The following is an 18,913-nucleotide window of genomic DNA, read 5'->3' as shown; positions in this document are numbered from 1 at the left end:
CCGCCCGTCTATCTCCCAAAAAACAACAGCACTGCAAAATATGACGCTATAACGCCGAATATATTTGCAATAACAGCCCCCTGAAGGGTATATCGGCTGTTTTTGACCCCAATACTGAGATAATATACGCTCATAGTATAAAATATTGTTTCCGTAGAGCCCATAAGGACAGACGAAACACGCCCGACAAAAGAGTCCGGGCCGAACTGCTTGAAAATATCAGTCAAAAGGCCTGTCGCCCCCGAAGATGAAACGGCTTTCATAACAGAAAGCGGAAGTATTTCAGGCGGAAGCCCCAAAGGCTCTATCAAAGGCATAAAAAAACCGCATACAAATTCAAGGAACCCAGAACCGCGAAGGACTGCAACGCCGCACATAAGCCCTATAAGCGACGGCAGTATTCCTAAAACCGTATTAAGCCCGTCTTTAGCCCCGCCTACAAATACGTTATAAATATCAACTTTCTTAAATATGCCGCTTATTACGATTCCCAAAACGATAAGCGGCATTATAATTGAAGATATGTACGTCAATATTTCCATTTCCGTCCTCCCGCCGCATACGCCTTTGCTGAAATGATACCCGCCATCGTAGACACGGCAGTGGCTATTATCGTAGGAAGCACAACTTCCCATGGATTTTGGCTTAAATACTGGGTTCTGTATGCAATTATATTTATGCTTAAAAGCTGGATTGACGAAATATTAATTATAAGGAACATACACATAGCGTCTGTAGCCGTATTTTTTTTATCATTAAGCTTTTGCAGTTCCTTCATAGCTTCAAGGCCTAAAGGGGTAGCCGCCCAGCCCAGCCCGAAAAAGTTTGCGGCGAAATTTGCCGAAATCCATTTCATAGCTTTATGGTTTTTAGGGACAGTTGGGAAAAGGGCCCTGTTTATCGGCATGAGCAGATTCGTAAGGGCCGAAACAACGCCGGCTTTTTCCGCTATTTTCATTATCCCGCTCCAGAAAGCCATAATCCCGGCCATCGTAACGGCAAGCGAAACAGCGTCGCGGCTGCCGTCGATAAACGCCTGTGCGGTTCCGCTTCCGTTCCCGCTTAAAATCCCCCACACTACTCCTGTTATTATCATTGCTCCCCATAATTTATTAAGCATACGTTTCTCCACTTCTTTTTAACTTATACTATGTGGAAAAAATAAAGTATAGAAATGCCAAAATTATACACATTTTTAACAATTATCCAAAATTTTGATATTTTTGTTGACAATTATTTACATATATGTTATTTTGTACATGTCTAAAATTTTTATGGGAGGTGTGTTATTTGAAATCAACGGGTATAGTGCGTAAAGTTGATGAATTAGGGCGTGTCGTCCTTCCAATAGAACTTAGGAGGAGCCTTAATATTGATACTAAAGATTCTTTGGAAATTTTTGTTGACGATGAAAAAATCGTGCTTAAAAAGTATGAGCCTGCAGATATTTTTACAGGCGAAATGGATAACCTTATAGACTATAAAGGTAAAAAAGTATCCATAAAATCAATACTCGAAATGGCTGAAATAGCAAATTTAAAAATAAGCAAATGATTTTTTATCCTTAACCTTTGCCGTAAAAACTATAAATAATCCGCTCTCAGCATTTGCGTTACGCGCGGCTTGACGTTTGTTTTTCGGCATGCGCAAACGGCAGGAATAAATGAATTTAATCCTGCACCGCAATATTTTCGATTTACCATAAATCAGCACATATCTAAACCGCCGCGGTACCGCTTTAAAAACATAAAAGCGCATTACTGCGGCGTTTTCCGTTTCCAACTAATTATAACGTTCAATTGCCGCTTAATATAAATTGCTTTTGTTTGTCTTTATCCGCGGCATAAATCCGTATACGGCAACGGTATGCCTTTATAGCCGCATCCCTTTTTTCATTCATATGTAAAGTTTCGGGGAAAGTATATGTCCATTCCCCGAAACCTAATTGCCTCTGCTCCCTGCCAAACATAGGGCATATCTTATAATCATTTGTATTGACGTGTATTATACCGCATCATTTGATGAAAGTGCGCAAAACCGGCCTCCGGAAACAGAATTATTGTTTATGTCAAGTATGAAACCGAAGCGCCACCCTTATCCGATTTATGAGCAGTTAAATTACTGTATGGCGTATAAAAGCCTGATTAACCAGCATCTCATTTATCAGAGCAAGCCTTAATACCCTTCAATATCTATCTTATCGGCCAAAAACTTACGGCCAAGGGCGTCAAGGCAGATTTTCTCAAACATATCCGTGCTGTCGCTTACAAAAAAACTGTGCGACGGGGCTCCCCCTCCCTCGCGGAACATATCGTTTCCATCAAGGAATTCTTCAACCGCTTTTGTCGTTTCTTCCGCCGGGTTAACAAGCAAAACGCCGTCGCCGGCAACTTTTTTAAGACATTTATAAAGAAGCGGATAATGGGTGCAGCCCATAACTATCGTATCAACTCCGTCGTCTATAAGGCTTGATATATATTTTCGTGCCGTAAGGTAAGTTATCTCGTCGTCAGCCCATCCTTCTTCCACAAGAGGCACGAAAAGCGGACATGCTTTTGAAATCACATTCAGGCCTGAATCTATATTGTGTATGGCTTTTTCATATGCCCCGCTTTTAACAGTTCCTGTTGTGGCAATAACTCCTATGCGTCCGTTTTTTGTGGCTCTTGCCGCCGCCGCCGCCCCCGGCGAAACAACGCCGAAAACAGGTATGTCAAATTTTTCCTTTATGGCTTCAAAGCTGTTTGCGCTTGCCGTGTTGCACGCTATAATAACGGCTTTAACATTTTTGCTCAGTAAAAACCGCACGTCCTGAAACGAAAATTTAGTTATGGTTTCTTTTGATTTACTGCCGTACGGCAGTCTTGCCGTATCTCCGAAATAAACTACTTCTTCATTTTTCAGCCTGGACATTATTTCTTTCGCCACAGTCAGCCCGCCAACGCCGGAATCAAATATGCCTATCGGTCTGTTATCCATGTTAACCCCCGCAATCATGCGTCAAACGCCGTGTTTATAAGCTCGTCAATAAGAAGAGTAATGGGCATGCCGGCGTCTTCCCAAAGCTTAGGGTACATGCTTATGGACGTAAAGCCCGGCAAAGTGTTAAGTTCGTTGAATATAACTCTGCCCGTACCGCTTTCAACAAAGAAATCTACCCTTGCAAGGCCTTTCCCGTCAACGGCTTTGAAAATCTTAACGGCGGTTTTTTGTATTTCTTTAACTGTTTCCTCATCCAGATCCGCCGGTATAACCGTCTTTGAATCCGCATTGTTATATTTAGCGTCATAGTCGTAAAATTCAGCCGCCGAAAATATTTCGCCAACGGAAGAAGCCCGCGCTTTTTTCCATCCCAATACGGCGCACTCAACTTCACGCCCCGTTATATTTTTTTCAATTATAATTTTCCTGTCGTTTTCCGCCGCAAGTTCAAGTCCCTTTACAAGCTCGTCGTAATTATGCGCTTTTGTAATCCCGACTGAAGAACCGGCGTTTGACGGCTTTACAAAACATGGGTAGCCAATCTTCTTTTCGATTTTCGACAAAACCGATTTTTTCTTTATTTCTTCTTTTGTTGCAAGCAAATAATCCGCCTGCCTGATTTTTGCGTTTTTCGCAATAATTTTTGTAAAAGCTTTATCCATGGAAACCGCGGACGCAAGCACGCCGCATCCTACATACGGTATCTTCGCAAGTTCCAAAAGCCCCTGTATTGTTCCGTCCTCGCCATATAATCCGTGAAGCGCCGGAAAAACTACGTCTACAGGTATTGTCTTAACTTTATTCCCTACTATTTTCAAAATTCCCCTGTGCGATGCGTCAGGGCTCAATACAGCCGGAGTGCCGAATTTTTCCCATTCGCCTGATTTAATGTTCTCAACCGGCCCGTTGTATATAAGCCACTGGCCTTCTTTTGTTATGCCGACGGGTATCACATAATATTTATCCTGATTTATATTTGAAATTATGGTTGAAGCCGAAACCCTGCTGACTTCATGTTCGGAGGACTGTCCTCCAAAAAGTACAACCACTGTTTTTTTATTCAATTCAATTCCCTCTTTTCTATGCGGCAAATTAAGCCGCTAATATTCTTATTATATTCTTTAGGGCTTATATTGGCAATATAAAAGTGAAAAATAGCCGCCTTTTATAAGCGGCCGAAATTCGATAAAAAATACCGCCCTTCAATTAAAAAACGATGAAAGGCGGCAAAAAATGCCAATGTATAAAATTTATATAAACATTTATTTCGTTCCGAAAACATGGCGGCCTATCTGCGTTGTAATCGGAACAGACCATATCCACCTGCTTGTAGCAGTGGCGGGATTCCAGTAGTAAAGCGCCCCTCCCGTGGGATCCCATCCGTTTAACGCGTCCTGCGCCGCCCTGAAGGCCGTGTCGTTTGGCGTGAGCGCAATCTGTCCGTCGGCAACGGCGTCAAACGCGCCGCTTTGATAGACGACTTCTGCAATCGTATTCGGAAACTTAGGGCTTTTAACCCTATTAAGTATAACGGCGCCGATAGCGACTTGGCCTTCATACGGTTCGCCCCTTCCTTCGCCATGGATCGCGCTTGCAAGTATGTAAAGATCCGAATCTGTCGTAGACTGGACAGTTGAAATTCCAAGCTTCTCAAGCGTTGCGTTTCCAACTATGCCATCCACTGAAATGCCGTTGTTTTGTTGGAAAAGGCGCACTGCCGACGCTGTTTGGGAACCGTAAATCCCGTCAATCTCACCCGAAAAGTACCCCCAATCCGCAAGCCTCTGCTGTATCTGCCTTACAATATCGCCTCTTGAGCCTATGGAATAAGTTGCGGCCATAACGGCCCCTCCGTTTTTGAACTGGGAAAATTTATATCCAAGGCTTGCGCCGCAAAATATAAGCGATATAAATAGTATGTAGGAAAATATCCTTTTCCTCATTGGCACCCCTCCGTTATTTTTCTTTTTTCTCCTGCCACCATTCCACAATCTTAAATTTGAAGCCGGAAATTTTGCCGTTCCCCATTACTATACTATATTCCTCATCTGTCAAAATATTCTTAAGCTTTTTTTCCTCGCCGTTTTCCATTGTTTCCTCAACGAAACAAAGCGACGGATACATAACGCACCACCAGTTTTTACCTTCCGCACTTCCTATTTCAACGCGCACCGCGTCGTAATATCCCGCCGGGAAAACGGCTTTTCCGTAATTTTTAACAGGGAAAAAGCAGTTCTCGAATTTGATTTCAACGCCGTATGCCCTTCCGTTTTTTGAAATAACGCTTTCGGCGGCTTCTTTCATAACCGGTTCCGCTTTTTTAAGCGCGTTAACCGCTTCTTCTTTGCTTTTGCAGTTTTTAACATATGGGGCGGCGGCGTCAAGAACGCTGTCCCTTACAAGAAGTTTAAGCTCTTGGTCGCTCTCGGAATTGCTGTTTGCAAGCACATGGAAGCGTACAACCTCGTCGGCTATGCCTTCCTGTATCCGTTCGGAATAATTGTAAGATGAAACGACGCCCCAAATAAACGCCGCCGCTGCCGCCGTTAACAAAGATATAAGAATCAGTTTGCTTTCTTTAATAATTTTTTCCATTTTTAATCACCCAAAGTAATTATTGCCAACTAATTCATTCTATAACCCCTGTTGAAACAATTTTTGAATTTATATTTATATTAAACTCAATATCCGAAAAAGAACCCCCGTATTTATCGTAAAGGTCCGGATTGCGTCGTTTCAGCCTTTCGGCGATATAAAGGGCGTCCGACGATGTTTCCCGCATTTTTTTAATTGCGTTTAAAACGTCTTTATTTATACTTTCTTCAACGCCGGCTTCAAGGGCGTCTGCCGAACCTTCGGGAATACTTACCGCTTTTCCTTTAACATCAATATCAATACTGCATCTCAGCCCGTTTTCCTCCGTAAATTTTATATCCGCCCTGCTTTTTGTTATCTCTGCCGTTCCCGTATCTTTAACCTCTATGAGATGGCCGGCGGCATTGCCGTTTATATAAATCGCCCCCTGCATTTCATCTCCCGTCAAATAGCCTTTAACGCCGTGTGATGAGCATATTGTCCCTCCTTCAATTTTAACGCCGTCGTCAGCGCTTATAAGCGGTACGATTACGTCGCGCCCCGCGATATATTCCGACGAGAAATCCTTCAGGCTCAGAGGGTTGGCATTTACAACCTCGCCGCTGTTGTTCTTGTAAAAGTCCCATATATAAAGGCCGTCCCCGCCTTCGTTTTCTTCCACTGTTTTCAAAATTCCCGAGGCGCCGTTTTCAGTAGAAAGCACAATTATTTTTTCGCTGAACTGGCTGTTTCTCAGTATAGTGTCAAGAATACCGGCCATAAGAATTTCATCGTCAAGCGCCCCGTCGTCGAGCACAAGAGTTTTAGTGTGGCCGTAATACATACTGCGGCTTTCTTTTTCGGTAAAAAGGTTAATAGCCGCCGGGAACTGGTCCCCTGTGAGTTCTTTTATCTTTTCTCCCGTTGCATTATCCTTTTCGGAACCGCCGTCCGCAATTCCAAGGGAAACTTTAAAGCCGCCGCTTTCACCTTTATCAACGCCCAATGAGATAACAAAATCCCTTTCGTCCATTTCCTTGCTGTCATAACAGCCGCCGAGGAGAAACGACAGGGCCAACGCGGCTGACAGCCATTTATTTCTCATTTACAGCAACCCCTTTCTTAAAAACAAACGCAGCTATAATCGCGGCATATACAATAAAATTCAGTATTCTCAGTTTCCAAAGCAGTTCCATACACATATCTATGGACGACGGATAGAGCGAAACCGCCCAAATAAGCAGACCGGACGCCCAAAACAGGAATACATCCCGCTCCTTGCGCACTCCGGCCTGAGAAAGCAAAAGCCCTGTGTAATATACCCCCGCGTTAAGGAACGCAAAAGCGGACCCGATCCAGAAAGCCGTAATTATAATATCCTGCCTTTCCACAAGCATAATCGGAAAATCTATTGTATTTACAACCTGAAGAACCGCCCAATTTTTAACCTGCATATTTGCCGCGCCGAAAACGGCCGTTGTCAGCAGTACCGTAAGACCGAGCAATACGGAACACAGAATTCCCGCGCTTAAAGCTCTTTTCGCCGCCGGACGGTTCCCGTTCAGGTACGGCCTGATAAACAGCAGATATTCAACGCCGAAAACGGAAAAAACCGCCTGCCATGTGCTCTTAAAACCGCCGCTTAATGAAAGAGGCATTAAATTTTCAATTTCCATATTATAGGCTGTAAGCATATACACAAATATAAGTATCAGAGCCACAACAAAAAACAGTATCTCCGCGGCTCTTGCTCTCGTTTTGATTCCCTGGAGCGCGGCATGCAGGCATAAAAGCGTCATTATTCCGCTTATAATCCATACGGGCGTTTTATCAAGAAGGAGGCTTGTTACAGTTGAAGCAAAAATCTTAAGCACAACGCCCGTGCATAAAATTATTTTGCCGCACAGAAGTATGCATATAGTCCTCCCTGCAAAACTCTTATAGAGCGAACTGCCGTCCATTGAAACCGCCATAGCCGCAATTAAAGAAACTATAATTCCGGCCGCCGTGATCCAGATCCATGAATTCTGCCCCGACAACCGCGCCATACTCTGCGGCAGGCATACGGCCAGAACGCCGAAAGTATCCATTATGATTAAGGCCTGAAGCTGGCGCATTGTAATTTTATGATTTTTTATTTCCATTTTTACCCTCCTTCTTCATCCTTATCGTTTGTCCCTTATTGGCAAATATAGGCCTTTTGCGCATAAATATCAGAGGCAGCCTTATCAAGCTGTCTTTAAAATCCGTAAAATCATTGACAGAACCGCCGCAGAACGGGAAAAGATACGGAATTCCGAAGCTTTCAAGCGACGAAAGATGCACAAGAACTAATATAACCCCGATCCAAAAGCCGTACAGCCCGAAACACGCCGCTAAAACTATTAAAAGATATTTTACAACTCTTATGCTGTTTACCATGGCTACGTTTGGTATCGCAAAACTGCAAATTCCGGTCAGCGCGGATATAATAACGACCGACGCCCCTACTATCCCGGCATCGACAGCCGCCTGCCCTATTATAATGCCTCCCACAATGCCGATTGTGCCGCCTGCCGGCGAAGGCAGGCGTATTCCGGCTTCACGCAGTAATTCAAAAGCCAGTTCCATGATTAAAACTTCGATTATTGTCGGAAACGGCACAGCCGCCCGGCTCCCGGCTATTTTAAGCGCAAGCGGCGTCGGTATAAGGTTTGGGTGGAAAACAACCAGAGCAATATACATTGCCGGTATGCATGCGGCAAAAAAAGCCGCCGCAAAACGCATAAACCTTAGGAAACTGCTTATCTGCCAGCGTTCATAATAATCGTCGGCAGATTGGAAAAATACGTTCAGCGTTGCCGGCACTAATATTACGAAAGGCGTGTTGTCTACTATCACGGCAATCCTGCCTTCATATATCGCGGCGGCCGTTTTGTCCGGGCGTTCCGTAAGCTGCATTTGAGGGAAAGGCGACATAAAGCTCTCTTCAATAAACTGCTGTAAATAACCGCTGTCAATTATAGCGTCGACGTCTACTTTTTCCAGTCGTTTGAGCGTTTCATCAAGTATTTCGTCGCGTACGATATCTTCCATATACAAAACGGCTATATCCGTTTTGCTTCGGCGGCCTATTTTACTTCGGCGCACCTTCAATTTAGGGTCCCTTATACGGCGGCGCACAAGTACGGTATTAAGGCTTCCCTGTTCGCAGAAGCTGTCTTTCGGCCCCAACAGAGTTACTTCCGTTTCCGCCGAAGGGACTCCCCTGGAAGGCCAGCCTTTTGTTGAAACCTGTACCGCAATGTTTTCTCCGTCGCCCAGAAGGATTGTATCTCCTATAAGTACGGCGTCTATAATGGTTTGAAAATCCTTTGCTTCGCTTACTTCGCCTACTCCGATTGTATTTAGCTGAAGTTTGGTTATGCTGTTTTCGCTGTGTCCGCGCACCATTAAATTTGTCAGCACGGCTTCTTCTATCGTGCCGCCGTCGACAATATTGTCGGTATATATCATATAGCATCGGTATCCGTTGGCATAAAATTCCCTGAATACAATGTCGTCGCAGTTTTTAAACACATCTTTTAAATGCGCTATATTTTGATCTAAAGAATAAAAAAGTTCCTGCATAAAAATCACCCCAATGCAAGTTTTTACATTGTAAGTAATTTTTATGCAGGAAAAATTAATTCCGTTTAAGCGTCGGCGTCAATACATATAATTAGCCGAATATTGCGGCTTCTTATCATTCAAGCGTGAGTATGCGCCTTCAAATTTTATTTGCATATGGCTTAAAGGAACTGTTGTAGGTGCGCTTTCAGGCAAAGTTTTATTTGCTGCGCCACAGGTATTCTATCCGGCAATTCCAAAAGGCTTACTTATTGTTTATGCAGCCTGTTTCACCTGCAATTTCCTGCGGCCTGCCATATCGCTTATATCGCCTGTTTTATTCGTAATTTCCAATTGTCTCGCATATCGCTTATATCGCCTGTTTTATCCGTAATTTCATGTGACCTGCCAAATGGTTTATATCATCGGATTTGCCAACAATTTGTATGCATCATAAACTATTTTTAAACATGACGTCTTATCTGTGGTTTTCCATATATGCAGTATACACTGTTTGCGGTGTTTTAACTTAGTTTTATCTCGAGGCTGTACATTAAATATCCCCGCGTTTATTCATAAAATATCCGGCGCAATAATGCACATGCTTTAGCAAGCCATATATTCAGGATAATCTGCCTTATTTTCCTACGCTCGGTATAGGCAACTTCGGCCTACTATCAAAATCCCCCGCCTTGCATAATATTTTCAAATATGCAAAAAAAGGGTGAGGACTTAGTCCTCACCCCATAACCTGCTGTTAAGGTTATCAGCTATATTTAACTTAATCCAGTTTTAAATTAGTTTAATGTAGCTGTCTTTGTAGCGTCATCCCAGTTGATCTTGCTGTCGTTTAAGCCGAGAGCATAACCAAGATCCCTTAATGGAATGAATGCCCTGCTGTCAGTGATTTCGCATGGTGTTGACATGTTGATATCAACGCCGTTGATCTGCATTACATCTGAACCAACAGTCATCTTAACGATCCTTGAACCGAATGTGATTGTTACTGTGTGGCTTGGGTCATCCCATTTAACGATTGCTACGTTTGATAAAGCTTCTGTTACGGCACGAACTGGCATCATTGTGTAACCGTCTTTGATGTAAGCAGGTACATCAAGATTGATTGTTTCTTTACCAGCTGTCATTGTGTTAGCGCCAACCTGGATAACGATCTTTGTTGTGAATGTTGAGTCGTCCTGGTCACGTCCTGCTGTTACAACTTCTACATAGTCGTCAAGAACTGTTACGCTTCTCTTGTCGAAGTAGATTGTGCCTTTGTCTTTGTCACCTTTTGTGATTGATGTCTGGAAGTATGCGTCTGTTGTTTCTGCATCATCGCCTGTATGTCTCTTGTTAGCTTCTGTACCGTCGATACCTGAGCCGTAATCCATATTTGGATCTGTTGCGCCGTCTTTATCGAATGTCTGGTAAGCTGTTAATTTAAGTGGGTATTTACCTGCTGGGAGATCCCTTTCAAGGTAAAGGTTAACATCTGAAAGTTTGATTGTTGATGCTGTTTTGCTTGAAGCATTTTTGATCTTGATCTGAATAGCGTTTCCGTCTTTTTCAACATCATCGATCTTAAGGTCGCCTTCAACAACTTCTACTTTAGGTTCTTTATCGAAAGCAATCTTGTCTAATTCAAGCTGGAGTGTTTTGTCTTTTTCAAGAGCTCCGGCATATGCTTCTTTGATAAGGATGTCGCTTACTGCTACGTTCCTATAGTCGATAGATACTGCGTTTGTTTCAGCTTCTACTGTTACAGGAGCAACTGCTGTAGCAACTTTAACTTCCATATCGTCTTCAACGCCAGCGCCGCCGAGTGTAGCTACGATGTCGCCTGTAAAGTCAGGAGCAACTGATAATGTGTAGCTCATTTCGATTTTGCCTTTTTTGTGTTTGTTTGTTGAGTTGCCGTCTAATTCAAGAACGCCGTTTTCGATTGTGATTACGTTGTCCTCAATGTTGAAATCAGGTTTTGTTGAGAAGTTTTCTGTTTTGTTAACGTCAACGTCCATTACTTTAACGCCTTCTGGGAAAGTAATAGTTGTTTTCCTGCCTACTAACCAGCTGTCGCCGATAACTTCTTTAAGAGTTACTTCTAATGTGTCAACATCTTCGTCAGCGCGGCCTGAGTAGAGGATTGGAAGAGTTTTGTTTTCAGCTTCCCATGATACGCCGTATGTTGTAGCTTTACCGATTTCTACTGACTGTTTGTCTGTATTAGCGCCTGAAACTGTGATTTCGCAAACGTCGTCGATATTTACATCGTCGTCGTCATATTTAACTTCAAGGCCTGAGATTGAGAATGTAGCGGCTTTTGTTGTGCCTTTAGCATTCTGGAAATCAAAGTAGAGGTAAAGTTCCTGTCCGTCGTCGCTGTATTTGTAGTTAACCATGCTTGCGCCGTCAACTGCAGCTGTGCCGCTAGGAAGGTTTGCAGATGCTTTAAAATCAGCTTCGTCATAGATAGCAACTACAGGCGTGTTTTTCTTGAACTCGAAACCGCTTGTAAGTTTGATCTTAAGAGGTGAGTTTTCCCTTGTTGCTTCTAATGAACCTGCAGCAGCTTCTGTGATTGTGATTGTTTTGATTGCCGTACCGCCTTCAACAATGTTTACTGTATCAGCAACTGTTGTTGATGTGTTGCCACCAACGATGTTAGCGAACCTGTATGTTCCTGCTGTAAGAACTGAGTCAAGCGGATCGATTGTTACTTTACCGTCGCCTTCGTCTGTAAGTTCAACTTCAAGCGGAAGGTTTACTTCATTGCTTACTACAGGAAGTGTAAAGATAGCCTGTGTATCTGACAATACAGTTACAACCGCGTCAGTGCCGTATCCTGCTGGAAGGGCTACTTCCTTACCTGTAGGAACTTCCTTGTCGTCAGTGCCATAGATATTCCATTCTGTGTTTTCAAGCGTAGCCTTGAATGTTACGCGAGTTGTGCTTGATGGCAATCTGTCAAGATCTTTCTCTGCAAAATTTAAAACCGGAGCCTGTGATTCACCTTTAGATGTATCAGGTGTAATACGGTAAAGCGAATCTGTTGTGCCTGTTACAATCCTGTTGATTGTATTTGTTGAAGCAGCGAAAGCTGTCATTGGAAGCGAGCCAATAACCATTACTGCTGACAACAATAAAGCCAATTTCTTTTTCATGTTGTTTCTTCCCCCTTTAATTTTTTAGGATTTAATTTTTTCTCAGGAACCTTGGCTTGCGTTTCCTGATTACAAAATGAATTATAGCATCCCGCCTCGGAACCGTCAACAGATTTGGGGTAAGTGTAATGTTACTGTAATATTCGAGAAATATTCGTAACATTAGAGGCCTGAAACGGCGGTTTTACGTTTGTCCGCTAACATTCCCGTAACACGGGCGGCCGTTTTCAGAGCATTTTTTCACCCCGCTCATCCCGTTTTAAGGACACTTTTGACATTATATACCAAAGCCTTTGTATTTTCAATATCTTTTTATGTGATTTCTGGCAAAATCCTTTTCGGCTCGGCCGAAATGACGTATATCTTTCGGCGCCGCGCTTTTTTTGCGCCGGCGTTATGTATTTATGCCGCGTTTTCTTCCTTATTATATAAATCGTCGGCAATATTTCCGTTGCCGCATCCGTATGCCGGGGATTCCCCTGCCGAAACGGCCAGGCGCATCGTTTCTTCCGTTGTATTTTTTTGACGCGCTTTTTTATTAATGGCATTTTGTTCATATTCCCGGCGGGCTCATTCCGATTTCGCTCCATTTTTTTCGGACGTTCAGATTAACCCTCACTCTGCCGCTTCTTTTATTCCCGCTGTTTTCCCAATACTTAGCTTCAGTTTAAAAGTTCGCGCTGGTTTAACAGGCGTTAGCGGCTCAATAGATGTCTTAAAGGCTCCTAACATAGGTTTCGTCTTTGCCCCGTTCTTACGTCACCGACCTTCGTTAAAACTCTTTGCCCTCACAGGAAAAATTTTTTTGCAGTTCAAGGCGCATACCCGCCGACGCTGCGGTTCCTGCGGCAAGCTTATACCACGCGGAAATGCGGAAAATTTTTCATTGCGGGGCGTGTGCGCCATTGTAAACCGAAACTGCCCGCCGTTCTCAAAACCGTAAGAACCCCCTAACGCCGTTTTGGGCGATCGGGGGTTCCTAACTTGTCCGTATTTTTCAGCGTTTCGGATTGGAGCTTATAAAATTTCCGCACGCTGTGTCTATAAAGAAAATATGCTTTTTATATATTCTTCCATTTCGGCAAGCGTTGAGGCTGAATTTATTTTCCCTCGCATTTGAGCTGCGCCCGCCATCCCCTTAGTATAGTCCGAAAGATGGCGGCGCATTTCCCTTACGCCGATATATTCGCCCTTAAAATCCACAAGCATTTTTAAATGGCGCAGGGCAACCTCCATTCTCTCGCCGGCGTCGGGAGGCGGAAGGATCTCGCCCGTTTCAAGATATTTTGTTATCCGCCTGAATATCCACGGGTTTCCCTGTGCGCCGCGCCCGATCATTACGGCGTCGCATCCCGTATAGTCAAAAAGGTTTTCGGCGTCCTGAGGGGAAAAAACGTCGCCGTTTCCTATAACGGGTATGGAAACCGATTTTTTAACTTCCTTTATAATATCCCAATCGGCTTTGCCGCTGTAATACTGTTCCCTTGTGCGTCCGTGTACGGCTACCGCCGATGCTCCGTTGGCCTCCGCAATTTCGGCAATTTCAACGGCGTTAATACTGCCGTCGTCAAAACCCTTTCTGAATTTTACGGTAACGGGCTTTTTCTGGCTTTCAACAACGGAACGCACTATTTCCCCTACAAGCGCGGGCGTTTTCATCAGCGCGCTGCCTTCGCCGTTTTTTACGATTTTCGGCGCGGGGCATCCCATATTGACGTCTATAATGTCAATAGGCGCGTCCTCAAGGCTTTTTGCCATTTTCCCCAGTATTTCAGGGGAACTGCCGAAAAGCTGGACTGCAATCGGCCTTTCCCTTTTATCCACGCTCAAAAGCTTTTCCGTATTCTTGCTGCCGTACATAAGCCCTTTTGCGCTGACCATTTCGCTGTAAACAAGGCCGCATCCCATTTCGCTGCATATAACCCTGAAAGGCATATCCGTAACCCCTGCCATAGGCGCAAGGAACACATTGTTTTTAAGCTCTAAACTGCCTATTTTCATATCGGCCCCCGTTTATTTATTCTTATCGTATATTATTTTAAGCCCTTTAAGGGTCAGCATAGGATCGTAAACGTCGAATATCTCGTTTTTCGGATCTATAATCTGGGCAAGCCCGCCTGTAGCTATAACTTTGGCATGCGGTATATTAAGGCTTTCCTTTAATGTTTTAATAATTTCAACCGTTTCGCCTATTCTTCCCGCAACAACGCCTACCTGAAGGCTTTTTACCGTGTCTTTGGCTACGAAGCTTTCCGGGGCTACAAGCTCCACTTCCGGAAGCTGCGCGCTTTTCCTGTTTAGGGCGGCGGCGCATATTTTTACTCCGGCGGTTATAAAGCCCGTTATAAACTGGCCTTTTTCGTTAACAACGTCAAATGTGTTCGCCGTGCCGTAATCTATAACGATTGAAGGCATGCCGTAAATTTCTTTTGCCGCCACAAGGTCTATAACCCTGTCGACGCCGGCCGTTTTGGGGTTGTCCCTTACTATTTCAAGATCCAGCTTCAAATCGGCCGTTACAATCATCGGCTCCGTATTAAGATATTTCCTTACGCTGTGGGTAAGGGAATACATCATGTTCGGCACAACAGAGCCTATTATAACCCCGCCGATTTGGCGGAAATCCTTTTCTTCATTTTCAAAAAACGAGCGTATTACTATCCCTATTTCATCGGAGGTTTTCGTCTGCTCCGTACTCATGCGCCACGTTTTAATAATTTCGTCGCCCTCAAAAAGGCCGAAAACGGTGTTCGTATTCCCAACGTCAATGACCAGCAGCATACTCGCGCCTCCTTATATTATCAATGTTCCTTTTATAAAGTATAAAAAGGCCTTTAAAAGACAAAAACGGGTCAAGAACGTCAAATATACCGTTGCCGTTGCCTATTTCCCGCGCCATGCCGCCTGTGGCCACAACCTTCATATCCGGCATATTAAGTTCCTTTTTGACATTTTCGATTATGTAACGGGCTTCACCCACATGGCCGTAGTATATCCCGGACTGTATACAGCTTACAATATCGCGGCAATATATGCTCCCCGGCCTTTTGATCTCAATTTTCGGAAGCTGGGCGGTATTTGTAAAAAGGGCCTCGGCGCATATATTAACTCCGGGAGCCGTAATCCCCGTTACAAAAACGCCTTTTTCATCGACGACGTCAAAGGTCGTGGCCGTTCCGTAATCTATTACCATAACCGGCCCGCCGTATATTTCAAACCCGGCGGCAAGCTTTGCGAGCCTGTCGGCTCCCAGTTCCTTGGGATTTGCCATGTTAAGACAGATGCCGCTGTCGAAATCATTTGTAACTATAATAGGTTCCGTCGAAAAATATTTGTTTATGCCTCTTGTAAGGGAATACATAATGTTAGGCACAACAGAACAAATTATAACCCCTCTTATTCCCTTAGGGTCAATATTGTCAAATTTAAGGAACCTCAATATTGTTCCGCCGAGTTCGTCGGATGTTTTAAGGCTGTCGGTAGTCATTCTCCAGCTCCCTATAAGCCCGTCGTCATCGCGCACGCCGATCCTTATTTCGGTGTTGCCAACGTCAATTAATAAAACCATATCATTCCTCCGCCAAAACGTCTTTTCCTTCCAAAAGGCGTTTTTTAACATTTTCACCTTCGTCGGTTTTGTAAATTAAATACCAAAGTTTCAGGGCTTTCAACAGTTCTTTTTTTTCTTTTGCAGTCCTTTTAATCTCAAGCTCCGCGCCTATATCGTCAAAATCGGGGATTTCATCGCTTTTGACCGTTTCAAAATACACCTCGCCGCCGTCGCCGAAACCTATTATAAACGTACACATAAGTTTTTCGGCCAAAGGTATGCAGATTTCTTTGATTTCCTGCTTTATGCTCTCTGGAAGCGCGGAATATTCGCTGTTGATATAATACTTTTCTTTGTCGAATGACGCCGCCGCCAAAACCGTTTTATCCAAAATCAGTCCGCCCTCCTTATCGAAACGTCCCCTGCCGTTAACTCAACCCGGCCGCCGCCTGCTTTTTCCACAATTAAATATCCTTCGTCGGTTATGCCGACGGCCCGCCCTTCGAAATTTTCGCTCCCGCTTACGGCAACGCGCTTATTTAAAGTGTCGCACATGCTTTCATATTTGCTTTTCAGGCTTTTAAAACCGCCTTTACAGAATACGTTGTAGTTTTTTTCAAATTCTTCTATAATTGCCGCGGCTATAACGCTTCTTCCGCATTTTTTTACGGCTTCGCGGTTTATATTCGTTATTATGCCGCTGAGGCTTTCATCAAACTCAGCCTCCATTACGTTAACGCCGATGCCCACTACTACAAAATTCACATAATCTATTTCGCTTGACATCTCCGTAAGTATTCCGCACACTTTCCTGCCGTTTATAATAACGTCGTTAGGCCATTTTATTTTTGCTCCCGCCTCCGTCGTTTTATTTATCGCGCCGCAGACGCTTATTCCCGCCGCAAGCGTAATGGAAGGCACATATACCGGCGCTATATCGGGGCACAGCAGTATGCTCATCCAAACGCCGCTCCCTTCCGGCGACGACCACTTGCGGCCTCGGCGCCCTTTTCCCGCCGTCTGAGTTTCGGCAATAACCACGGTGCCGTGGCGCCCTCCCTCAAAACCGATAGCCTTAGCCTTGTTGTTTGTGGAATCAAGAGAATCGTAAAACTTAATCTCCCGCCCGATCTCATGCGTCGAAATACGGCTTAAAATTTCTTCCCTGCTGTAAACGTCTTGCGTATCTTCAAGCATATAGCCCTTATTCGTTACGGCGCTGATTTTATAACCGTCGTCCCTCAGGGAACGTATTCCCTTCCAAACGGCGCTGCGGCTTACGCCCAAAGCTTCGCCTATTTCTTCGCCGGAAACATATCCGTCGGCCGCGCGCAGAAGCTTCAACAGTTTATCTTTCATCAATAAACCTCCAATAAAAGGATACCCTCCGGAAAGGGCGCGTATATACGCCCTTATGCTGGCATAAGCCATATTCGCATCCCCTTTTATCGGTTTAAGATGCAAATGCCCGTCCTATATTGCCATGCTGTGAAATAACTCGCTCCGTCCCAATATCAATAAATATATGTCCGTTTAAGCTCTTCGGCAGTTTTACTCCGGCGGGTTATAATTATTTATATAAAAAACTCTTGCCGAAAAGGATCAAACCGTTATTTTCCGGCAGTTGCAACCATAACGGCTTTAATTGTGTGCATCCTGTTTTCAGCCTCGTCAAACACAACTGACGACGGCCCCTCTATAACTTCATTGGTAACTTCCTTTTCCCTAACTGCCGGAAGACAATGCATAAAAATTGTATTTTTATTGCCCGTAGCCTCCATAAGCTCCCTATTAACCTGATACGGCCTGAGAACGGCAATCCTTTCGGCCGCCTTTTCCTCTTCTCCCATAGACACCCAAACGTCGGTATAAATAACGTCCGCGCCTTTAACGCCTTCCTTAGGATCGCTCGTTATAAGAATTTCCCCGCCGCTTTCTTTTGCATATGATCTGCACAGTTCTACAAGTTTTTCATCAGGGTAAAGGCTTTCGGGCGCAATTATCACAAAATCCATGCCCATTTTGGAAGCGCCTATCATAAGGGCGTTGGCCATATTGTTTCTGCCGTCGCCTGCATAAACAAATTTTATTCCCTTGATTTTTCCGAATTTTTCCTTAATCGTCATAAAATCCGCAAGTACCTGCGTCGGGTGATCTTCGTCCGTCAGCCCGTTCCAAACGGGAACGCCGCTGTATTTTGCAAGCTTTTCAACGGTTTCCTGGGAAAACCCGCGAAATTCGATGCCGTCGAACATCCTCCCAAGTACCCTGGCCGTATCCTCTACAGTTTCCTTGTGTCCAAGCTGTATATCGTCTTTGCTTAAATATTCAGGGTGCGCCCCTTCGTCTATGCAGCCTATTGTAAAGGAACACCTTGTCCTTGTGGAAGGTTTTTCAAAAATAAGCGCTATATTTTTGCCCTCCATATTTTTCTCGAATATTCCGGCTTTTTTCTTTGCCTTTAAATCAATAGCCAGATCGACAAGGTATTCTATTTCCTCTGCCGTATAATCTTTTAATGTTAAAAAACTTCTGCCCTTCAAATTAACCGACATATTAACTCCCCCATTTTTTAATACTCTTTGTATATCGTTTTAATAAATTTAAAAAAACCGGCAAAGGCTTTTGCGCCCCGCCGGTATTTGCATTTACTTGTTTTCCTTAAGCCTGGAAACAAACTTTTCAACATCAATAACAGCGCGTCCGTGAGTACCCTCGCCTATTTTTGTTTTTTCATCGTACGCCTTAACTTTAAAAGTAAGCATTTTGCCGTTTACTTCTTCAATCTCGGCTATCACACGGACTCTCATGCCTACCGGCGTTGCCGCAAGATGCTTTACATTCACAAACGTGCCAACCGTATCATACCCCTTAGGAAGCACCTGCTGGCACAGCTTAAGCGCCGTCTGTTCCATCCAGTCTATCATCACGGGCGTTGCGAATACGGGGAAGTTCCCCCCGAAGTGCGCCGTCGCGTCGTTCTTTGAAACAATGTATTCACATTCGTTAGTCATGCCCGGGTATAAATTAAAATCCACACAAGTCCCCCCTAAGTATA

18 protein-coding genes are annotated in these 18,913 nt (G+C 44.1%); 1 reads left to right on the top strand and 17 read right to left on the bottom strand.

What is annotated here, in order from left to right:
• Positions 1-8: 8 nt before the first annotated feature.
• Together NE664_08465 and NE664_08460 are read right to left on the bottom strand one after the other, a co-directional pair.
• Positions 9-542 carry a spore maturation protein gene (locus NE664_08465; GenBank protein MCQ4726691.1) on the bottom strand — a complete coding sequence of 178 codons (534 nt, stop codon included), beginning with the start codon at positions 540-542 and terminating at the stop codon, positions 9-11.
• Complete coding sequence (locus NE664_08460) at positions 530-1,120, bottom strand: nucleoside recognition protein (GenBank protein ID MCQ4726690.1); 591 nt, start codon at positions 1,118-1,120, stop codon at positions 530-532. Before NE664_08460 ends, NE664_08465 begins: the two co-directional genes overlap by 13 nt.
• A gap of 125 nt (positions 1,121-1,245) precedes the next feature.
• Here NE664_08460 and NE664_08455 point away from each other — a divergent pair, with 125 nt between their 5' ends.
• Positions 1,246-1,554 (top strand): AbrB/MazE/SpoVT family DNA-binding domain-containing protein, encoded by a 309-nt coding sequence (locus tag NE664_08455; protein MCQ4726689.1) that lies wholly within the window; start codon positions 1,246-1,248, stop codon positions 1,552-1,554.
• 621 nt (positions 1,555-2,175) lie between these two features.
• On the opposite strand, the gene murI is transcribed toward NE664_08455, so the two are convergent.
• The 15 genes from murI to NE664_08380 form a co-directional block, all read right to left on the bottom strand.
• Positions 2,176-2,979, bottom strand: coding sequence for a glutamate racemase (gene murI, locus NE664_08450; GenBank protein MCQ4726688.1), 804 nt, complete (start codon positions 2,977-2,979; stop codon positions 2,176-2,178).
• Between the two features lie 14 nt (positions 2,980-2,993).
• Entirely contained in the window at positions 2,994-4,046 is a 1,053-nt protein-coding gene (locus NE664_08445; GenBank protein MCQ4726687.1) for a D-alanine--D-alanine ligase, read from the bottom strand.
• A gap of 198 nt (positions 4,047-4,244) precedes the next feature.
• Positions 4,245-4,925: a spore cortex-lytic enzyme gene (gene sleB / locus NE664_08440; GenBank protein ID MCQ4726686.1), complete on the bottom strand. Its 681-nt coding sequence runs from the start codon at positions 4,923-4,925 to the stop codon at positions 4,245-4,247.
• A gap of 13 nt (positions 4,926-4,938) precedes the next feature.
• On the bottom strand, positions 4,939-5,577 hold the full coding sequence (gene spoIIR, locus NE664_08435; GenBank protein MCQ4726685.1) for a stage II sporulation protein R: 639 nt from the start codon (positions 5,575-5,577) through the stop codon (positions 4,939-4,941).
• 34 nt (positions 5,578-5,611) lie between these two features.
• A complete protein-coding gene (locus NE664_08430) occupies positions 5,612-6,661 on the bottom strand; it encodes a Ger(x)C family spore germination protein (protein MCQ4726684.1) in 1,050 nt (349 codons plus the stop codon).
• Positions 6,651-7,700, bottom strand: a complete 1,050-nt coding sequence (locus NE664_08425) for a spore germination protein (GenBank protein ID MCQ4726683.1) — start codon at positions 7,698-7,700, stop codon at positions 6,651-6,653. Before NE664_08425 ends, NE664_08430 begins: the two co-directional genes overlap by 11 nt.
• The gene (locus NE664_08420; GenBank protein ID MCQ4726682.1) at positions 7,681-9,165 is read right to left on the bottom strand and encodes a spore germination protein; all 1,485 of its coding nucleotides are present in this window, start codon (positions 9,163-9,165) and stop codon (positions 7,681-7,683) included. Before NE664_08420 ends, NE664_08425 begins: the two co-directional genes overlap by 20 nt.
• A 776-nt stretch (positions 9,166-9,941) precedes the next feature.
• Positions 9,942-12,305, bottom strand: a complete 2,364-nt coding sequence (locus tag NE664_08415) for a copper amine oxidase N-terminal domain-containing protein (GenBank protein ID MCQ4726681.1) — start codon at positions 12,303-12,305, stop codon at positions 9,942-9,944.
• A gap of 1,041 nt (positions 12,306-13,346) precedes the next feature.
• Positions 13,347-14,306 carry a tRNA dihydrouridine synthase DusB gene (gene dusB, locus NE664_08410; protein ID MCQ4726680.1) on the bottom strand — a complete coding sequence of 320 codons (960 nt, stop codon included), beginning with the start codon at positions 14,304-14,306 and terminating at the stop codon, positions 13,347-13,349.
• Between the two features lie 12 nt (positions 14,307-14,318).
• Positions 14,319-15,086: a type III pantothenate kinase gene (locus NE664_08405; protein ID MCQ4726679.1), complete on the bottom strand. Its 768-nt coding sequence runs from the start codon at positions 15,084-15,086 to the stop codon at positions 14,319-14,321.
• Positions 15,070-15,873, bottom strand: coding sequence for a type III pantothenate kinase (locus NE664_08400; GenBank protein MCQ4726678.1), 804 nt, complete (start codon positions 15,871-15,873; stop codon positions 15,070-15,072). Before NE664_08400 ends, NE664_08405 begins: the two co-directional genes overlap by 17 nt.
• A gap of 1 nt (position 15,874) precedes the next feature.
• Positions 15,875-16,246, bottom strand: a complete 372-nt coding sequence (locus NE664_08395; protein ID MCQ4726677.1) for a DUF6145 family protein — start codon at positions 16,244-16,246, stop codon at positions 15,875-15,877.
• A 2-nt stretch (positions 16,247-16,248) separates the two neighbouring features.
• Positions 16,249-17,214, bottom strand: coding sequence for a biotin--[acetyl-CoA-carboxylase] ligase (locus NE664_08390; GenBank protein MCQ4726676.1), 966 nt, complete (start codon positions 17,212-17,214; stop codon positions 16,249-16,251).
• Between the two features lie 251 nt (positions 17,215-17,465).
• Complete coding sequence (argF, locus tag NE664_08385; GenBank protein ID MCQ4726675.1) at positions 17,466-18,410, bottom strand: ornithine carbamoyltransferase; 945 nt, start codon at positions 18,408-18,410, stop codon at positions 17,466-17,468.
• Positions 18,411-18,503: 93 nt separating this feature from the next.
• The gene (locus NE664_08380) at positions 18,504-18,893 is read right to left on the bottom strand and encodes a thioesterase family protein (protein MCQ4726674.1); all 390 of its coding nucleotides are present in this window, start codon (positions 18,891-18,893) and stop codon (positions 18,504-18,506) included.
• Between the last annotated feature and the right edge of the window lie 20 nt (positions 18,894-18,913).

Source organism: Anaerotignum faecicola (assembly GCA_024460105.1).
In the GTDB taxonomy this organism is placed as follows: Bacteria; Bacillota; Clostridia; order Lachnospirales; family Anaerotignaceae; genus JANFXS01.
This window is presented reverse-complemented; position numbering and strand designations above follow the sequence as displayed.